Source organism: Acinetobacter baylyi DSM 14961 = CIP 107474 (assembly GCF_000368685.1).
Lineage (GTDB): Bacteria > Pseudomonadota > Gammaproteobacteria > Pseudomonadales > Moraxellaceae > Acinetobacter > Acinetobacter baylyi.
Genome location: NZ_KB849631.1, coordinates 46,320 through 65,328, shown reverse-complemented (window position 1 = coordinate 65,328; position 19,009 = coordinate 46,320). Strand labels below are relative to the sequence as shown.

The window sequence follows — 19,009 nt, the reverse complement described above, 5'->3', positions numbered from 1 at the left end:
ATCATTAAATTTTTGCAAAATGTTTTGATATATTATTATAAAAAACAATTATATAGTTTTTGTTTTTGCATTAATATAGTGCTGCTACGCGATGCTGCCCGTCTCTTTAACTTGTCAGATGAAACGACTTTCGTATAAGGTGTGTTCATCTTCATCACTATGGATGTTTTATGATTGAGAGTTGGCTTTTTGTTATTGCAATGATCGCGGTTTTACTCATTCCAGGACCGACCAATGCTCTACTGGCCAGTGCTGCTCATCACCAAGGTATATTGAAAACAGCATATGTTATTCCTGCAGAATGGCTAGGTTATCTCTATGGAATTAGTCTATGGGCAATTTTTATTCATTTAGGTGAACCGATCTGGCCTGCACTTATTCCAATTCTACATACCATTAGTGCGGCGTATGTCATCTGGCTGGCATTTAATCTTTGGAAAAGCTCACATTTGCAACGTTATAGCCAGCATCACTTATCTATCCGTCCACGGCAATTATTTTTTGCCAGTCTTAAAAATCCGAAAGCATTGTTGTTTGCGGCAGGAATTTTTCCGCCTGAGACTTGGGAATCTTTAAAAAATACGGCTTATGTATTTGCTTTATTTAGTGTGATTCTGTTGCCTGTGGCTTTATTCTGGATGTGTTTTGGACGCGCATTATTATCTGGCGATGTCAAGGGCGTAAAAGCAGATCATTTATATAAAGGATCTGCACTGTTACTGGTGATTTGTATGTTGCCTGTGATTTTTAGATTCTTCTAAATCCGTTTGTCTTTTACTTTGCTGCCTAGCTTTTGACGTATGAACCCAATAATCGCAGGAAGCACGCTCAAGATAATGATTCCGAAAATCAAATGGGTAAAATTGTCTTTGACAACAGGCATATTTCCAAACAAATAGCCAAGTGTAATAAAAGACGCAATCCAGCAGAACGCACCAATCGCATTATAAGTCAGAAAGAATTTATAGTTCATACTGCCTGCACCTGCAACAAAGGGTGCAAAGGTACGAGCAAAAGGAATAAAGCGCGCAAAAATAATAGTTTTACCACCATGACGTTCAAAAAACTGATGTGTCTTGGTGAGATGCGCTTTATTGATAAATCGTGAATTGGTTTCAAACACGCGTGGTCCAATATAACGACCAATGTGATAATTCAGTGTATCACCCAGTACTGCGGCAATAAATAATAGAACACCCAGCACCCATGGATCCATTGCGCCCGTCGATGCTGCCAAAGCTCCTGCCGCAAATAGTAAGCTATCGCCAGGTAAAAAAGGCATGACGACTAAGCCTGTTTCTACAAAAATAATCAGAAATAGAATGGCGTAAATCCATACCCCATAATTACGAACAAATTCAAGTAGATGTTCATCTACGTGCAAAATAAAATCAAACAGTTCCATGAGACACAACAGCACAAAAGCGTGTTCAAATCCTAGCAGTGCTACAATCGAAAGTCAGTAAGATAAAGTATAAAAATTCAAAAAGATTTGAATGTGTTATTTTTGGAACGATGAGTCTTTCATTTGCATATTTATTGCAAAAATAAATATCCATATCATTGCTATATCGAACGAACAAAATTCAGAATTAAAGGTATTTCTTATGTTTAATCCAAATGTCGCGGTTAAAAATATTGTCACTCAAAATGGCGCAGATTCGATTATCTCACTGATTGCACGAATTCTGATGGCGTATATTTTTCTTGTCGCTGGTTGGGGAAAAATAACAGCTTATTCTGCGACAGTTGGCTATATGGAAGCGATGGGTGTGCCTGGCGCATTATTACCGCTCACGATTTTAGTGGAGTTTGGTGGTGGATTGGCTTTACTCTTTGGTTTCCAAGCTCGTTTTGCTGCTTTCGGGCTTGGGATTTTTAGTTTGCTTACAGCCTTTATTTTTCATGAAGGAACAGATCAGGCACAGGCCATTAATTTTATGAAAAACTTTGCGATGGCAGGTGGCTTATTCTTTTTGATGCTGCACGGTGCAGGTAAAATCAGTCTGGATGCAGCGATTGAAAAATAAAATATTTACAAATACAAGGTAGACGTAATTTTACCTTGTATTACAAAACTCTAGCCGATATTTCTTTAACTTTCTGTTTAGATGATTTGACGGTATTTAAACAGAGACAATAATGAGAAAACTGATATTTAGTACTTCTGTAGTGGCCACAGTTGTCTTATCTTCCAGTGCGTTTGCAGGTAAAGATGATCATTTGATTGTTCAGGAAGCAGCAAAAAATGTGGTGAACGTGCAGCAAATTACCAAACTGAAAGATGAAACAGGTGTGACCTTGACAGGTCAAATCACCAAACATATCAAAAGTGATCATTATGAATTTAAAGATACAACGGGTGTAATTAGCCTTGAAATTGATGATGATCTCTGGCGTGCGGTAGGCTTAAAAGTAGGTGATCATGTCCGTGCAGTGGGTGAGGTTGATACCCATCGCTACAAACCTACAGATATTGAAGTGGTTAAGATTGAAAAAATTCAACACTAAACTAAAAGGCACGAATCAAGTGCCTTTTTTTAATGCTGCTTTTTTGATAACTTTTGCTGATTGAAAGAACGTGCGCGATACTTGGAAAAATGCTAGAATATTGCGCTTCTCTCGTTGCCTTGCATAGTTGCGTAATCATGACAACCAATACTCACATTACTGATGATCGTATCTTAATTCTGGATTTCGGATCTCAATACAGCCAGCTCATTGCACGTCGTGTACGTGAAGCGGGTGTATATTCTGAAATGTATGCTTTTGATATGTCTGAAGAAGACATTCGTGCATTTAATCCAAATGGCATTATTTTGTCAGGTGGGCCTGAAAGCGTGCATGAAGAAGGCAGCCCGCGTGCGCCACAAGTGGTGTTTGAGCTTGGTGTACCTGTCTTAGGGATTTGTTATGGTTTTCAAACCATGTCTGAGCAGTTGGGCGGAAAAGTTGAGCCTGGTACTGTACATGAGTTTGGCTATGCCGAAGTGGATATTCAGCAGCGCGACCAACTTGTTGGAAACTTGCAAGATCGTGAGAATCAACTGCATGTCTGGATGAGCCATGGCGACAAAGTTAGTCGTTTACCAGAAGGTTTTAGTACCACTGCAAGTACCCCAAGCTGTCCATTCGCAGCAGCATCGGATGAAGCTCGCCGTTTTTACGGTGTGCAGTTCCATCCTGAAGTCACGCATACAGCGAAAGGTGCCGAGTTACTGGCAAACTTTGTGCATAAAATCTGTGGTTGTGGCGGTCTTTGGACACCAGAACACATTATCGATTTGCGTGTAGAACAGTTACGCGCCCAAATTGGTGACGAAAAAGTTTTACTTGGCCTATCGGGTGGTGTGGATTCATCTGTCGTTGCTGCATTGTTGCATAAAGCCATTGGTGATCAGTTGACTTGCGTATTTGTGGACAATGGTTTGCTTCGTTTAAACGAAGGTGACCAAGTGATGCAAATGTTTGCTGATAACATGGGGATTCGTGTGATCCGTGCAGATGCAGAAGAACGTTTCTTGACTGCGCTTGCAGGTGAAGTTGATCCTGAGAAAAAACGTAAGATCATTGGTCGTGAATTTATTGAAGTATTTGCAGAAGAAGCACGCAAACTGGATGGCGTGAAATTCTTGGCACAAGGTACGATTTATCCTGACGTGATTGAATCTGCTGCAAGCAAACAGGGTAAAGCACACGTGATTAAATCACACCATAATGTGGGTGGTTTACCTGATGATTTAGAATTTGAATTGGTTGAGCCATTACGTGATTTATTCAAAGATGAAGTGCGTAAATTGGGTACCACACTCGGCTTGCCGCACAGCATGATTTACCGTCATCCGTTCCCAGGTCCAGGTTTGGGCGTGCGTATTTTGGGTGAAGTGAAAAAAGAATATGCAGATATTCTTCGCCTTGCCGATGACATCTTTATGCAAGAGCTTCGCGCAAGTGGTTGGTATGACAAAACTGCGCAAGCCTTTGCAGTATTCCAACCTGTAAAATCTGTGGGTGTGGTCGGTGATGGTCGTCGTTATGCATGGGTGATCGCACTTCGTGCAGTTGAGACTGTTGACTTTATGACAGCGCGTTTCGCTCACTTGCCATACGAGTTGGTGGATAAAATCTCAACCCGTATCATGAATGAAATCAAAGATGTTTCACGTGTTGTGTATGACGTGTCATCTAAGCCACCAGCAACGATTGAGTGGGAGTAAAACTGGGGGTTCAAGCATCAACCTGCTTGCCAGTTTTACATCAAGCGAGCGCTCTGAGCGCGGTCTGATTTAAGACATATAAAAAAGGGCGCTGAAGCGTCCTTTTTTATTATCCTGTTGTTGGTGAAGAAATACTTAATGGGTCATTAGCTATATCTATGTTTAAGCTCTCTAATAAAGCAGTATATTGTTGTGTATCCTTTTTCACCTTTTGAATAATTGCTTTAGCTACTTGATGCATTTCAGGCACTTCCATTAGTGACATACCTCGTTCTAAAACACCTGAGCAATGAGAGTATTCATTATTTACTCTTCCTATAAATAATCGATAAATTTCATCATTCCAAAAAGTTTTTAATCTGTCATCATCATATTTATAGTACGTTGGGAATTTGAAGAAAGAATATATTTCTATGAATTTACGAGCATTATTACTAAAATTATAGAATATTGAGTAATTTTCATCAGTCAAAATATTTGTGATTGCACATGTATAAATTTGCTTAAATAAGTAATTGAATTCGGTTGAATATTCGCTTAGGTATTTAGGCATTTGATAAATTTGAGAAAAGGTTTCTTCTCTAGAAATTAGATATTTACTAACTTGCAATTCCTTATTTTTATCATTTCTTATGACCCTAGTATTCAATCTTTTTAAATATTTGAGGAAATCGAGATTATGTGTACTAATAAATAGCTGTGAGTATTTACCTTGCAAACAAATTTTTTCATTGATTAGGCTGTAGATAAAGAAAATATGGTTACTATCTAAACTACAGATAGGGTCATCTATCCAAATAATAGGTTCTTGACCACTGTTTAAAGATTCTTGTACTTTTGCTAAGAAATAACAAAATGAAATTAAGCTACATTCACCCTCACTCAAATTATGAGCTTTTGTTTTTATTCCATTTTTAAGTCGTTGTATTTCAAATTTTATGGATTGACTATTGGTGCTAGTAGTTTCAATTGGCTCAAGACTCAAATGCTGATGACCAAAATCATGCTGTAAAATTTCATTAATGTGTCGACAAGCTTCTCCCTCAGATTTTAATTTATCTTCTTTACTTTTTATTTCAGCAGTAATCGAGATTTTTCGAGTTTCAAGTGCGTCAAGTTCTTCTTGTAAGGGAGTTATAGCTTGAGATGTGAGTTTTATATCTGAAGTTAACTGAGTGTAATTAATAGATTGTAAGAAGTGATAAATATGATCTAAACGCAATGCATTTTTAGCTTCGTTTTGTTGAGTTTTTAAGTTGCTATTTAATTGAATGCACTCATTTCTGATTGCAGAGATTTTTTCAAGAATAGCTTTGATTTGATCTGAATGGTCGACTGGATATTCAGCATCTAATTCAGTAAACGGTTGTCTATTTTTTTGTTCGAGTAATTTTATAATTTGTTCAAGCGATAGCTTCTGTAGATCGATGGTCTTGTGAAGATTAACTTTTAACTCGGCTAAAGTGCCATGATGTTTTTGATAAAAATGATTTATATCAAAACTTATTTTTAAACTTTGGCTCTCTAATAATGTTTTTATCTTTTCTATACCATCTGCAATGCGATCTTGAAGGAGCTGGGTTTCTTGATCAAAATGTTGTCTTAATTCTTTTTGTCTTTGTTCAGTAATCTCACTAGTACAGAAAGCACAATTAGACCGATCCTTATGTAACAGATGGCCTTTCTGGACCCATAAATTAAGCTCACTGTCTTGGACTAATTCCTCAATTTTTTGAGAGCCGCCAACAACAGTTTTTAAAATTTGTGAGGTTGAATTTATAAGAGATGAGAAATTTAAAGTATAAGGCAAGAGTTCAGGTGGAGCGGATAACTCACGTTGTTGGATAATACTTTCAAATAATTCTATTTGCGTTCGTGTTAGCTGTTGATAGTTATTGCTCAGTACTTTAGAAATATCTGCTTCTAAATTTCGTTTATCGTAGCGAATCTCACCAAAGCGTTCATGATTGTCTTTTATCGATTCTAAGCCACGAGTTGCTTTATCTGAAAGTAATTTATCTAAATTACGTTTCTTAGAGCTATGATTTTCTGTAACATTCTTTATTTCATTATTTTTATTATAAATATTTAGGTAAACTCCTGATCTAGTATTTTCTTCATCTGAACCTAACTCATTTTTTAGTTCTTGAATCCGATTCAAAATCTGTTGATTGTCACCACCCAATGTGACTGAGAAAGATTCAATATTTGCATTTTCATCATGAATGAATCTTAAGTTTTCTTTGATGAAGTCGGAATTATAAACATGTATTGGATGAGAGAATGTCGATAGATTACTTTGTGAAATGATAGAGCCATTCGAGAGTTCAATTTTGAAATCAGGATTATCGTATTTGGGTGAAAGTGTTTTAGTTTCTAACGCTCGGATAATTTTAGAAAGGCTAGTTTTTCCAGAGTAGTTTCGACCATAAAAAATATTGATATCTTTAAAGTCATAAGTTTGGTTCTGTTGAGCAGGATTAGAGGAAAGATGAGTATTCCAATCAAAGTTTTGAAAAATTCCAAAATTATCAATTTTTGCAATTTTCGTAATTTTCGTAATTTTCGTAATTTTCGTAATTTTAGACATGCTAATTCCTATTGAAATGATTATAAGTTAATAATTTTTATATTTAAATTAATGAATTATTAGATGAAGTCAATACTAATTTTAACTATAAGTAATATCTTAACTTGCTAAAAGATATACTAAGATATATCTTAATATATCTAAATTAAGCAATATGAGAAAATAAAGATGAGACATCGATCCAGTCATCATCAACCTGAACAGGATTTACAGCATCGAGAGCATCACCATTCAGGCCGTCGTGGGCGTCTATTTGAAGCGGGTCGGATGAAGCTCCTAGTATTACATCTCATTCAGCAAAGTCCGAAACATGGCTATGAAATTATTAAAGAAATTAGCGATCTCGTGGGTGATGGATATACACCAAGCGCAGGAACAATTTATCCAACATTAACCAACTTAGAAGAAATGAATTTCATTTCTTTACAAGATGCAGAACGTAAGCAATATCAAGTGACTCAGCTGGGTGAAGCTTACATGCAGGAGCAACAAGGCAAACTGGATGAGTTGCTAGAGAAATTAAGACTAAGACGTGAAATTCATAATAATGACCAGTTGATTGAGATTCATCGTGCGATGGAAAACCTTAAAACTGCACTGCGTCTAAAACTCAATACTGCCGATTTACAGCAAGAGCAGATCTACCAGATTGCTGAAAAAATTGATCAAGCTGCAATTGCGATTGGTCGTTTGTAAACACTTTATCCCATATCAAATTAGAGAAAATTTATGAAACAACATCAATATTTTGTCAGCGTTCAGCATTTAAAAGATGCCAAAGGTAACGTATCTACGTATGCGCAAAAGCTTGAATTCTATACAGGCAATCATGATGATATTTTCCAGATCGTTGAAAAATTAGAATCAGCCAAGTTTTTTGATGAACAAACTACAAAATCTTTTGCGGTAGGTTTAAAACTGTTTAGTGAAGTGATGTTACAACATCGGGATCATCCTCTGTTTCAAGAATTTATGCCTCAATTTGGCCAGTTTATGAAGAATCTAAAACAGCATGTAAAAAAACCTGAATCATCTTTAGAACGTTAAATTGAGTAAAAAATATTGAAAAAACTACCTGAAAAATACGCAGCCTGGATCGTCCCCTTATTATTGTCAGGTTTAATGAGTGGCACGATCTCCTTTATTAATCTTTTAATTGCGATGGGATTTATATCTGGATTTATACAAAAATGGTTTGCGACATGGATGGTTTCTTGGATGATTGCCTATCCGATAGTGCTCATTTTCTTACCTTTGGTTCGACGTTTTACGGCATTGTTTGTAGATATACCTCCAAAATGAATTGAAAAAAGATGGATTGCCAATAAATAAAAACTGTCGCAAGAATAAAACTCTGTGTATTACGAAAAGACTATATTGCATGACATTGGTATTGTTAAGATCAATCATATAACTCATTGCACCACGGCATAGGTAAAAGAGAGCAATATCATGAGCAATAATAATGATTACGATATTTCCGATTCAAAGGATTGTGAAAGCTATATCAATCAATTTATTCAGGATTTTCAGATTCGTAGTGCTGAAATTGGCAAAGGCACTGTCATTAAGCGTGCATTGCCAAGTCGTCAAAAACGCATGATTGGGGCATGGTGTTTTCTGGATCATGCAGGGCCAGTTACTTTTCCACAAGGAGATGGTTTGGACGTAGGGCCACATCCGCATACAGGACTGCAAACCTTTACCTGGATGATCGAAGGTACCATGATGCATACCGATAGTTTGGGAACCAAACAACTGATTCGGCCCTATCAGGTTAATTTGATGACTGCAGGACATGGTATTTCACATACTGAGGTTGCGCCAGATACTGAAACCAAAATGCACGCAGCACAGCTTTGGATTGCATTGCCAGATGAAAAATTGAATATGCCACCGCAGTTTGACCATTATCCAAAATTGCCACAAGCACAACAGGATCAGGTTGAATTTACCATTTTGGTTGGCGAATTTATGGGGCAAATCTCACCTGTTGCAGTGCATACGCCGTTGGTTGGTGTCGATATGACGGCTCAGGCAGAGACTAAAACCCGTATCCCACTTAATCCAAAATTTGAATATGGCTTCCTGGCGTTAGATGGACATGCCTGGATCAATGGACACGAATTGAATCAGGATAATCTGATTGTACTCGAACCTGGTGTGCAACATATTGATGTCGAAATTCCAAAAGGACATCGTGTATTGCTGATTGGCGGTGAGCCATTCGAAACACCTATTTTGTTGTGGTGGAATCTGGTTGGACGTACCACTGAGGGATTACGTGAAGCTCGCGAGCAATGGGTTAATCATGATTCACGTTTTGGTAAAATTCCAGATTATGATGGCCCACGTTTAGAAGCCCCCACTTTTCCAGATCAAATGAGAGCATCCAAATGAGTATTATCGCCCGAAGTACAGTCAAAACTGATCCTGCGCCTTGGAAAGGTGAAGTCGCTACGGGACAGCATCATTTGATTACCGATAAACCAGAATCTTTTGGTGGTCATGATACTGGTCCAGCCCCGTATGATTTTCTAACCACAAGCTTGGCATCATGCACCATGATTACTTTACGTATGTATGCACAGCATAAAGAAATAGATTTTGGTGAATTTCATGTTGAAGTTGATTTCTTTATGAACAAAGAACAGCAGGAATGGATTGAGCGCCGCGTTACATTTAAACATCCATTGTCTGCCGAGTTACAAGAAAAAGTACTCAATGTGTGTAGCAAAACACCTGTCACCAAGACCTTACTACGAAGCGTCGAAATTAAAACCACAATCGTTTAAATGGTGTTGTGATTAAATGACTTTACAGTTAAGCCCATGCTATTGCCATGGGCTTAATGCTATAACTGAGATTGAATATAAGACCTTCAGGATCTAAACAAAATCTTATGCTGACCTTACATCATCTAGAACAGTCTCGCTCGTTTCGTATACTTTGGGCGCTCGAAGAACTACAACAAAATTATGAAATTAAGTATTACAAACGCTCACCTAAATTTGCAGCTCCACCTGAATTGAAACAGGTGCATCCTTTAGGTAAAGCCCCAATTTTGCAGGATAATCAACGTGTCATTGCCGAGTCTGCGGTCATTTTGGAATATCTACAAAGCCAATATGATCTAGACCATCAGTTTAAACCGCAAAATGATGAAGATGCATTTCAATATTTATACTGGATGCACTATGCCGAAGGTTCACTCATGCCATTGTTGGTGTTTCAGTTGGTCATGAATAATGTGGGTAAAAATGTTCCATTTCTGATTCGACCTGTTGCCAATAAAATTACCGATGGCATCAAGGCCAGCTTTATTCGTCCACGTTTAAAAGACCATATTGCCTTTCTGGAAGATTACCTGTCCAAGCATGATTATTTTGCAGGGCAGTTTAGTTTTGCTGACATTCAGATGAGTTTTCCGCTAGAGGCAATCTTGACCCGAACGACAGGACAATATCCGCACATACAGGCATTTTTGAAGCGAATACAGGTACGTCCCGCCTATCAGCAGGCCAAACAAAAAGGCATTGAATAAATTTAGTAAGCTTGTCGGCGTAACACAGAAGGTGAATAGCCGTAATGATGTTTGAAACGGGTGCTAAAATGACTGGCAGAGCTAAAGCCACATTGCAGTGCGATTTGGGTGAGATCGCATGAATGATGTAAAATCAGATGGTGTGCCCGTTCAAGTCGTTGCTGTAAAACATATTGATGCGGTGAAACACCTGTCGATTGCTTGAACATGTGTGCAAAATGATATTCGCTAAGTTGGGTTTGTGCTGCCAAATCAGCAATGGTGATGGCTGTGTGTAAGTGCTCATTTATCCAGGCTTTAACACGCTTGAGTAAGAAAGGAGCAAGTCCGCCTCTGACACGTGGGAGTTGCCATTGCACATTGCTATAAGACTGGAGCAAATGATTCAGTAACAAGTCTGCTGCACTGCTTAATTGTAAGTGGTTACTTGAGTCACGCCAGTCGCATCCGAGTAAGAAATGTCGATAAACGCTACTGACTTTGGTGTCTGAAACAAAACTCTGTTCTTGCAATTGAATTTGGGCAGGTTCTTTATCCCAGATTTTACAGGCCAGTGTTCTTAGATGCTGATCTGTATAATACAGATGCACAAAACTGAGTTGATCCCGAATATCCCAAACGGATTCATGTGCTTCGGGCATCAGACAAAAACGATCAGGTGCACCACCATTACGCCAGCCATGCGGCGTTTTACGATAGCTCTCGTAGCCACCTTGAATGTACAAACTCAGCGTATGATGATTACTACAGACACTCACCAGATCCTGCTGATTTCGCCATGCGGCAATCTGCATGCCAGAACCCAATTGTACTGTATCAATTAGCTGAGTTTTATGCCGTTGCAGTTGTTGAAGTGTTTGATAGGTCATTGCTAAAAGTAAGAATGAATGTGGACTTAAGCACGTATTTACAGTGTAGCGAGTTTTTAAAAATAGTAATCAAAAATCACCACAAAAAAGCGCAAGATTATGTAAGTCATCGCAGAAATGTAAAATTTTAAGTTGAGCGCATCCTTCACACTCTACTTCTCAAAGAGAGGTGTGATATGAATGCCATATTATATGCATTAGTGGTTTTGATTTTTGGAACAACATGGATTGCTATTGCAGTCCAGCAGGGGGAAATGTCGTCTGTAGTCGCAGTTTTCTGGCGATTTTGTATTGCAGGTTTGGTTCTGTTTTTGGGATTAATTGTTTTAAAACGCCTAAAAAAACTCACTTTAGAAGATCATCTATTTTGTGTTCTACAAGGTTTTTGTGTATTTAGCCTGAACTTTATTTGCTTTTATACCGCCGTAGAATTTATTAATAGTGGTCTAGAGTCTGTTATTTTTTCACTGGCAGTGATTTTCAATGCCATCAATAGCTATTTGTTTTTTAAGCAGCGTATTTCGATTTATTTTATACCAGCCATGGCATGCGGTGTGGTAGGTGTCTTGGCGCTGTTTTGGCATGATTTGACAGCCACACACATTGACTGGAAAACTATTCTGGCAATTTTACTGTGTATGTTGGGAACCTATGGCTTTTCTTTAGGAAACATGATTAGCCTGCGTCATCAGCGTAAAGGTTGTGATGTACTTACGACCAATGCTTACGGGATGTTATATGGCGCTGGGATTATGCTGGTGATTACACTGACAAAAGGAGAAACATTTTTTGCGCACACATCTTGGGTTGCAATCAGCGCAGTAGGATATCTGGCGATAGTCGGTTCTGTCATCGGTTTTAGCATCTATTTTGTTCTGGTAGGACGCATTGGTGCAGGGCAGGCCGCTTACAGTACCTTGTTATTTCCTTTGGTGGCATTGACTATTTCAACTTTTTGGGAAAATTATCAATGGACATTGAGCGCAGGGCTGGGCGTTGTACTGATTTTATTTGGGAATTTTATTCTGTTTTATCAACCTCAATGGGTAGCAAATAGTTTTAAAAGATTAAAAATATTTCATTTACATCAGTAAAAATCGGTATTGTCATCTGTTTTGAATAATTTGTGGTCAATATGCTGCTTCTAAAACCATGTATATTATGACCAGATGATGAAAATGATGACTAAAAAAATGAGTATTTTGGCTTTGGGGATCTGTACAGTATTTGGGTTGGCAGCTTGCAATGACTCTAGTCAAGATCAGCAATCGTCGATCCAGCCATCAGATACGCGAGATCAACGTTTTTTAAATGCCAAGGCAGGTGATGTCATTGAGGTGGAAATTGCGGACTTGATTCCTACTCAGGGGGCAATTGGCTATGATCAGATTTATTATAAGCTGGGACGCTGGCAAGGCGACTGGAACCGCCCAACATGGCAGTCGGATGCAAGCAGCCAGCTCACATATTTGAATAAAACCATCGGTAAAAAATTTAGCGATTACTGTGAAACCATTGGTGCCAAAGGTCGTGATGATTTTACGACTTTACAACAGCTCAAAGCCGCGACGCTAAGTCAGATCAATAGCTTTGGCTGTAGTGAGCAACCAGGAACTGAGCTTGCAGATTTGAAAACCGTTGTCGTGGGTTATGATGGACGTTTATATTTGACCGATGGTCACCACACCATGACCCAGTTACGAGAGCTACCCGATGGCGGCGCCTCTTTGAAAGTATGGGTACGCGTGGTTGAAAATGACAGCAATCTAAAAACCGCCGATGCCTTCTGGAACAAAATGGTGACAGATGGTCGTGTCTGGTTGCGTAATGGTCAGAACCAACCCATCCTTTATACGCAGTTACCACAAAATCTAGGGCTTAAGAGTGTATCTAATCCGAATGGGATGGAAGAAAGCCAGCACCGTTCACTCATGTATTTTTTACGTGATATTGGTTATAGCAAGCCTGAGAAAGCAACCGATTTTCTTGAGTTTTTATGGCAGGACTGGTTTGAGAATCAGGCAAAACTGGGTCTGGTAAAGCCACTCAGTTTTTATCATCTTGATCCAAAACAATATGCTGTCAGTGATGTACTGGCAAGCACAACATTGAATAAAGATTTAACGCTTTCGGGAAGTGCAACCAGTTATACAGCAGCAGTTGCCAATTATGCAGTATTGATGGGAACGACCTCACCACAAACCCTTATTTATCAAAATTATACTGCCGCAGATTTAGGCGCATTGGCCTTGGTGAAAAATGCCGACAAAGGTTCGGTGACAGCAAATGCGTTAAGTACGTTTGATGAATTAAATCGTAATGAAGTGAAAAAAGATGGAACACCACGTACTGGTGGAAGTCTATGGTATGCGATCAACTATCGATCATGCGGTAAACCTGCCTCAGGCACTTGCTGGGGCTGGTGATACTAAAAAATGATCATAAAAAAAGGACTCAAATTTGAGTCCTTTTTTTTAAAATACTTTAGCGTTTGACCACAATGGAATCGATGCCACTATGTTGCAAGGTTTGTTGTGCAGCAAGAGCAGCATCTTGAGTGTCATAAGGGCCAGAAATCACACGATACCAGGTTTTACCATTTTCTACTGTTTTGATTACATCCGCAGATAAACCATTTAAAATAATCTCGGCTCTGCGAGCATCAGCACTATCTGGATCAGAATAACTACGTACCTGCAAGATAAAGCTAGAAGCTTGCGGCGCTGGTGTCGTTGAGATGCCACCCGTTGTAGCAGGTTCACTGGCTGCCATTTTAGGTGCTTCAACAATGACGACTGTGCCTTTGTCTTTACTTTCAGGAATAGCCTGTTCTGGAATTGGGGTGACCTGTTGTTGCGGAAGCAGATCATAGAAGCGATAGTCATGATTGGTATCTTCTTCCTGATAATGGGTAGAAGTCACCTCATTTTTACTCGAGACAGGTTTCCATGGTTTCCAGAGCATCAGCATCACTGCAATGCACATCAGGATTAAAATACCCACCAACATCCCTAACCAACGGGGAATCAGGGGCTTCTTGGGTTTGTTTGGTCGTTCAGATACACCGCGTTGCGTTTTTCCAAACACGTGGAAATCCTCTTGCTATTTTACTTCTACCACTTAACCAATAGCATAAAAGCCGAAACAACAAGGTTTGGCTTTTATGCAACAGATCTGAATTGTGTTGATTTAGTTAGAAGCGTTACATCGCTTCAGGTGCAGACACACCCAGTAAGTCTAAACCATTTCTTAAAACTTGCTGTACATTTACTGAAAGCAACAAGCGTGCTTGTGTAAGTTCAACATCTTCGGTCAGCACTTTATGCTCGTTGTACCAGCCATGGAACAGGGCTGCCAGTTCTTTTAAATAGTTTCCAATCTGATGTGGCTCGTAGGCATTGGCTGCACGAACCAAAATATCTGGATAAGCAGCCAATTTGGCCAAAATTTCAGTTTCTGCATCTAGGTCAAGACGGTTTGCAAACTGGCGTGCTTGTGTTTGATTAAAGCGCATCTGAGTGCTGTTGGCCTTTTCCAGCATTCGGCAAATACGTGCATGCGCGTACTGGATGTAGTACACCGCATTGTCCTTGCTTTGAGAAACAGCCAGATCAAGGTCAAAATCAATATGTTGCTCAGATTTACGCATCACATAATAAAAACGTGCTGCATCATTACCAACTTCTTGGCGTAGTTCACGCAGTGTCACGAACTGACCAGAGCGTGAAGACATCTGTACCATTTCACCACCGCGCCACAGGCTGACAAATTGTACCAACAGTACAGTCAGTTTGGATGAATCGTACCCCATTGCATCAATTGCTGCTTTGACACGAGCAATATAGCCATGATGGTCTGAACCCCAGATATCCACAATATGCGTGTAACCACGTTGTAATTTATCAAGGTGATAAGCAATGTCAGATGCAAAATAAGTGGTTTGACCATTACGGCGTTTGACTACACGATCTTTTTCATCGCCAAATTTGGTCGACTTGAACCAGATATTGCCTTCTTTTTCGTATAGATAACCGCGTTGGTCTAAGGTTTGTAAGGCTTCATCGATCTTTTGGGTTAAAGAAGCTTCGCTAAACCATTGATCAAAGGTCACACCAAAATCGGCAAGGTCATCTTTAATATCATCCAGAATCGCTTTCAAAGCTGCTTGGTGAAAAACACGATAACCTTGACCAATCAACTGTTGAGAATTGGCAATCAGTCCATCAATATGCTTTTCTTTATCGCCAGATAAAACGACTTTATTGCCTTCACTATCAAGTTCTTCCGCATATTGCACATCTTCAGGGACATTGCGGTAAACATCTGCGACTGAGCGCACATACGCATCGCCATCTTTATCGATAATGCTTTGTGCGATTTCCTTAACATAGTCACCTTGATAGGCATTTTTTGGGAAAACCAATGGCTGACCTAACAGCTCTAAATAGCGTAAATAAGTCGATGTTGCCAGAATATCCATCTGACGGCCTGCATCGTTGACATAATATTCGCGATCTACTTGTGCACCTGTTGCTTCAAGTAGATTGGCAACGGTCATGCCATAAGCTGCACCGCGACCATGTCCGACATGAAGGCTAGACGTTGGGTTGGCAGAAACAAACTCGACCTGAATTTTTTTCTCGGCATTGACCTGGGTCTGGCCATAATATTGACCTTGAGCCTGAATTTGGTCGAGTACAGCAAAACGTTGATCGGCATTTAAAAAGAAATTAATAAATCCTGGGCCTGCTATTTCAGCCTTAGTGATGTCGGCGACTTCTGGCAAAGAGGCCAGAATTTTTTCCGCCAAATCACGTGGTTTCATACCCGCAGCTTTTGATCCAACCATGGCAATGTTAGATGCAAAGTCACCATGACTTCGGTCTTTGGTCCGTGTAAGGGTACTGTTATTATTCCAATCCGAAGGAAGAATCCCTTCTTGTTGAAGAGATTGCACTACATGATCCAGAGCTGCTTGTATGGCGGTATTCATATCTATCTAAAACGAATGTTCGCGGAAAAACGCTAAATATAGCAAATTTTGACTGGTTTAGGTGAGGGGGATGTGGTGAATCTACGATTAAATCACACCACTTGGTTAAGGCTTTGATTTAATTTTTAAAATTGAATCAGTTCTGTAAGCCGCTACTGGGGCTCATGGCAAGAAACAGGTTGGCTTAAAAGCTCAGCATGGTGATTTCTAAAAGTATAGAGTGTACCCGCATGATATAGCTTGATGACTTTAGCCTGATTTAATGCTTTGCTAAATTGATTGAGCGGTTGGTTGGTGTAAGGGTTAAAAGGATTGCCATAATTTTTATCGTCGAGCAAAAACTGGAATGGACCTGCTTTGGCATCATATGCTGTCAAGATACGTTCGTTTTGTGGGCTATATAACGTAAAACCAGATTGTTGATTGGCTAACTGGCATTTTAAGCGAAGTGATAGAATAAAATTGTTTTGAGATCTATTTTGTAATGTGTAGATATCCTGTTTTTTATCTTTGCTGTATATCCACTGGTCTTTGGGCATATTTTGTTGAAACTGTTCTAACTGACTCGCATTGACTTTGCTCAAATCGACCATGCCTTTTTTGTCAATTTCGGGGATGTCTGTATCACCAAGCAAAGCACCCACTTTGTCTTTGGTTTTTGAGAGTGTTTGGCAGGCATTGAGCTGGCTCAGCATAACAAAAGATAAAAATATATATGTGAAGGTTTTAAAATACGTCAACATGATCTGATCTATTTTTAGAATATAACAACATGCTTTTAAGTGTAGTTAAATCAGACAGAACTGTCTTGTATTTTATGTAAGTAACAGTCGATTTTCTGATTGTGAAGTCAATCTTATTTGATGATTAAATGTAGTTCATAACACTATCAAATTTCGAAATGCCCATTTTGCTTCAAAACGGCTTAAGCTATAGCAGTAGATGAATAGATAAGCAACCTTTTAGGGATTGATCCCTGAAACATGAGATAGGCAATGACAGCTGAAACCAATACAAATAAGCACCCATTATATATTCCTTATGCGGGATATACCCTCCTAGAACTCCCACTTCTCAATAAGGGGTCGGCTTTTACTCAGGAAGAGCGTAGCCATTTTAATTTGCACGGTTTAATTCCGCATGTGATTGAAACCATTGAAGAGCAGAGCCAGCGCTCATATCAGCAATATGGCGCATTTAATGACGACATCAACAAGCATATTTATTTAAGAAATATTCAAGACACCAATGAAACGCTATTTTACCGTTTGATCAATGATCATCTGGAAGAAATGATGCCGATCATCTACACACCAACCGTTGGTGAGGCATGTCAGCGTTTCTCTGATATTTACCGCCGTCATCGCGGAATCTTTATCTCTTATCCAGATCGTGAACATATCGATGACATTCTGCAAAATGTGAGCAAGCGCAATGTTAAAGTGATTGTAATCACAGATGGTGAGCGTATTTTGGGTCTAGGCGATCAGGGTATCGGTGGAATGGGGATTCCAATTGGTAAACTGTCGCTTTATACCGCATGTGGTGGTATTAGCCCTGCCTATACATTGCCAATTACCATTGACGTGGGTACCAATAATCAGCAATTACTCAACGATCCGATTTACATGGGCTGGCGTCAGCCACGCATTAGTGGTGATGAGTATTACGAATTTATCGATCAGGTGTTAACAGGGATTCGTCGTCGTTGGCCACATGCTTTGATTCAGTTTGAAGATTTCGCTCAGAAAAATGCGATGCCGTTACTCACCAAGTATCGTGACAAATTCTGTTGCTTTAATGACGATATTCAAGGAACTGCTGCAGTTTCGGTGGGCAGTTTGATTGCGGCAAGTCGTGCGGCTGGTAAACAGTTAAAAGATCAAACCATTACCTTTTTGGGTGCAGGTTCTGCTGGATGTGGTATTGCCGAGCAGATTGTGGCACAAATGGTCGCAGAAGGTCTGACAGATGCACAGGCGAGAGCACGGGTGTATATGGTAGATCGTTTTGGATTAATCACAGAAAATCAGCCAAACTTGCTAGATTTCCAGCGCAAGCTTGCACAAAAAGCTGAAGTAGTATCAGACTGGGGCAACGTTGAAGAAGTCATTTCACTACTCGATGTGGTTAAGAATGCTAAGCCAACGGTATTGATTGGTGTGTCAGGTCAACCAGGTCTATTTACCGAAGAAGTGATTCGTACTTTAGCGGAAAATTGTGAGCGTCCGATTGTGATGCCACTGTCTAATCCAACGTCACGTGTTGAAGCATTGCCTTCAGATGTTATTCAATGGACAAATGGTCGAGCCTTGATTGCAACAGGTAGCCCATTTGCACCAGTCAATTATCAAGGTAAGCTCTACAATATTTCACAGTGCAACAACTCGTATATTTTTCCTGGGATTGGTTTGGGGGTGATTGCTTCAGGTGCCAAGCGCGTGACAGACAACATGCTGATGGCTTCAAGTAATGCCTTGGCGGATTGTTCACCATTGTTGCAAAATCCAAATGCCGACCTATTGCCAGCGATTGCTGATATTCAGGATGTTTCCAAACGTATCGCATTCAAAGTGGCGAAGGCTGCCATTGAAGATGGTGTGGCATTGAATATGAGTGATGAGGTGCTGTTACAGAATATTGAAAAAGAGTTCTGGAAACCCAAATATCGTGGTTATAAACGTGTTCCGTTTTAATCCATAATTTAAAAAAAAGAGCTTCGGCTCTTTTTTTTTTGGAAAAAAGATAACAAAGCCTATAGACGGGACTGTCTGTATTTTTTAAAATTTGTAGACA

The 19,009-nt window shown here is 39.4% G+C and carries 19 protein-coding genes; 13 read left to right on the top strand and 6 right to left on the bottom strand.

The annotated features are described in order from the left end of the window. Positions 1-170 precede the first annotated feature (170 nt). Entirely contained in the window at positions 171-761 is a 591-nt protein-coding gene (locus F952_RS15985; protein ID WP_004930629.1) for a LysE family translocator, read from the top strand. Here F952_RS15985 and F952_RS15980 read toward each other — a convergent pair. Continuing rightward, the gene (locus tag F952_RS15980; protein ID WP_004930626.1) at positions 758-1,405 is read right to left on the bottom strand and encodes a DedA family protein; all 648 of its coding nucleotides are present in this window, start codon (positions 1,403-1,405) and stop codon (positions 758-760) included. The genes F952_RS15985 and F952_RS15980 overlap by 4 nt on opposite strands. A gap of 202 nt (positions 1,406-1,607) precedes the next feature. On the opposite strand from F952_RS15980, the gene F952_RS15975 reads away from it, so the two are divergent. From F952_RS15975 to guaA, 3 genes are all read left to right on the top strand, one after another. Continuing rightward, positions 1,608-2,030, top strand: coding sequence for a DoxX family protein (locus F952_RS15975; RefSeq protein ID WP_004930625.1), 423 nt, complete (start codon positions 1,608-1,610; stop codon positions 2,028-2,030). A 112-nt stretch (positions 2,031-2,142) separates the two neighbouring features. After that, positions 2,143-2,511 carry a NirD/YgiW/YdeI family stress tolerance protein gene (locus tag F952_RS15970; RefSeq protein WP_004930623.1) on the top strand — a complete coding sequence of 123 codons (369 nt, stop codon included), beginning with the start codon at positions 2,143-2,145 and terminating at the stop codon, positions 2,509-2,511. Between the two features lie 137 nt (positions 2,512-2,648). After that, positions 2,649-4,217 carry a glutamine-hydrolyzing GMP synthase gene (guaA, locus tag F952_RS15965; protein ID WP_004930622.1) on the top strand — a complete coding sequence of 523 codons (1,569 nt, stop codon included), beginning with the start codon at positions 2,649-2,651 and terminating at the stop codon, positions 4,215-4,217. Between the two features lie 109 nt (positions 4,218-4,326). On the opposite strand, the gene F952_RS15960 is transcribed toward guaA, so the two are convergent. Beyond that, entirely contained in the window at positions 4,327-6,807 is a 2,481-nt protein-coding gene (locus tag F952_RS15960; RefSeq protein WP_004930619.1) for an AAA family ATPase, read from the bottom strand. A gap of 168 nt (positions 6,808-6,975) precedes the next feature. Between F952_RS15960 and F952_RS15955 the strand changes: the two genes are divergently transcribed. From F952_RS15955 to F952_RS15930, 6 genes are all read left to right on the top strand, one after another. Next, positions 6,976-7,503 (top strand): PadR family transcriptional regulator, encoded by a 528-nt coding sequence (locus tag F952_RS15955; RefSeq protein WP_004930614.1) that lies wholly within the window; start codon positions 6,976-6,978, stop codon positions 7,501-7,503. Between the two features lie 33 nt (positions 7,504-7,536). Next, positions 7,537-7,854, top strand: a complete 318-nt coding sequence (locus F952_RS15950) for a DUF3861 domain-containing protein (protein ID WP_004930610.1) — start codon at positions 7,537-7,539, stop codon at positions 7,852-7,854. 15 nt (positions 7,855-7,869) lie between these two features. Further along, positions 7,870-8,109: a DUF2798 domain-containing protein gene (locus F952_RS15945; RefSeq protein ID WP_011181980.1), complete on the top strand. Its 240-nt coding sequence runs from the start codon at positions 7,870-7,872 to the stop codon at positions 8,107-8,109. A 150-nt stretch (positions 8,110-8,259) separates the two neighbouring features. After that, positions 8,260-9,207, top strand: coding sequence for a pirin family protein (locus tag F952_RS15940; protein WP_004930608.1), 948 nt, complete (start codon positions 8,260-8,262; stop codon positions 9,205-9,207). Continuing rightward, the gene (locus tag F952_RS15935) at positions 9,204-9,602 is read left to right on the top strand and encodes an OsmC family protein (protein WP_004930607.1); all 399 of its coding nucleotides are present in this window, start codon (positions 9,204-9,206) and stop codon (positions 9,600-9,602) included. The genes F952_RS15940 and F952_RS15935 overlap by 4 nt, the downstream gene beginning before the upstream one ends. A gap of 107 nt (positions 9,603-9,709) precedes the next feature. Further along, the gene (locus tag F952_RS15930) at positions 9,710-10,351 is read left to right on the top strand and encodes a glutathione S-transferase (RefSeq protein WP_004930600.1); all 642 of its coding nucleotides are present in this window, start codon (positions 9,710-9,712) and stop codon (positions 10,349-10,351) included. Positions 10,352-10,353: 2 nt separating this feature from the next. Here F952_RS15930 and F952_RS15925 read toward each other — a convergent pair whose 3' ends face one another. After that, complete coding sequence (locus F952_RS15925) at positions 10,354-11,220, bottom strand: helix-turn-helix domain-containing protein (protein ID WP_004930598.1); 867 nt, start codon at positions 11,218-11,220, stop codon at positions 10,354-10,356. A gap of 176 nt (positions 11,221-11,396) precedes the next feature. Here F952_RS15925 and F952_RS15920 point away from each other — a divergent pair, with 176 nt between their 5' ends. Both F952_RS15920 and F952_RS15915 read left to right on the top strand, forming a co-directional pair. Beyond that, the gene (locus F952_RS15920; RefSeq protein WP_004930595.1) at positions 11,397-12,314 is read left to right on the top strand and encodes a DMT family transporter; all 918 of its coding nucleotides are present in this window, start codon (positions 11,397-11,399) and stop codon (positions 12,312-12,314) included. Between the two features lie 78 nt (positions 12,315-12,392). Then, complete coding sequence (locus F952_RS15915) at positions 12,393-13,646, top strand: ParB/Srx family N-terminal domain-containing protein (protein WP_034709780.1); 1,254 nt, start codon at positions 12,393-12,395, stop codon at positions 13,644-13,646. Positions 13,647-13,704: 58 nt separating this feature from the next. Here the strand turns inward: F952_RS15915 and F952_RS15910 are convergent, their stop codons facing one another. From F952_RS15910 to F952_RS15900, 3 genes are all read right to left on the bottom strand, one after another. Then, positions 13,705-14,307 (bottom strand): SPOR domain-containing protein, encoded by a 603-nt coding sequence (locus F952_RS15910; RefSeq protein ID WP_004930585.1) that lies wholly within the window; start codon positions 14,305-14,307, stop codon positions 13,705-13,707. 115 nt (positions 14,308-14,422) lie between these two features. Further along, complete coding sequence (gene argS, locus F952_RS15905; RefSeq protein WP_004930584.1) at positions 14,423-16,213, bottom strand: arginine--tRNA ligase; 1,791 nt, start codon at positions 16,211-16,213, stop codon at positions 14,423-14,425. A gap of 152 nt (positions 16,214-16,365) precedes the next feature. Then, positions 16,366-16,956 (bottom strand): hypothetical protein, encoded by a 591-nt coding sequence (locus F952_RS15900; RefSeq protein ID WP_011181983.1) that lies wholly within the window; start codon positions 16,954-16,956, stop codon positions 16,366-16,368. A gap of 252 nt (positions 16,957-17,208) precedes the next feature. Between F952_RS15900 and F952_RS15895 the strand changes: the two genes are divergently transcribed. Further along, positions 17,209-18,909, top strand: coding sequence for an NAD-dependent malic enzyme (locus F952_RS15895; protein ID WP_004930582.1), 1,701 nt, complete (start codon positions 17,209-17,211; stop codon positions 18,907-18,909). The last annotated feature ends 100 nt before the right edge of the window (positions 18,910-19,009 follow it).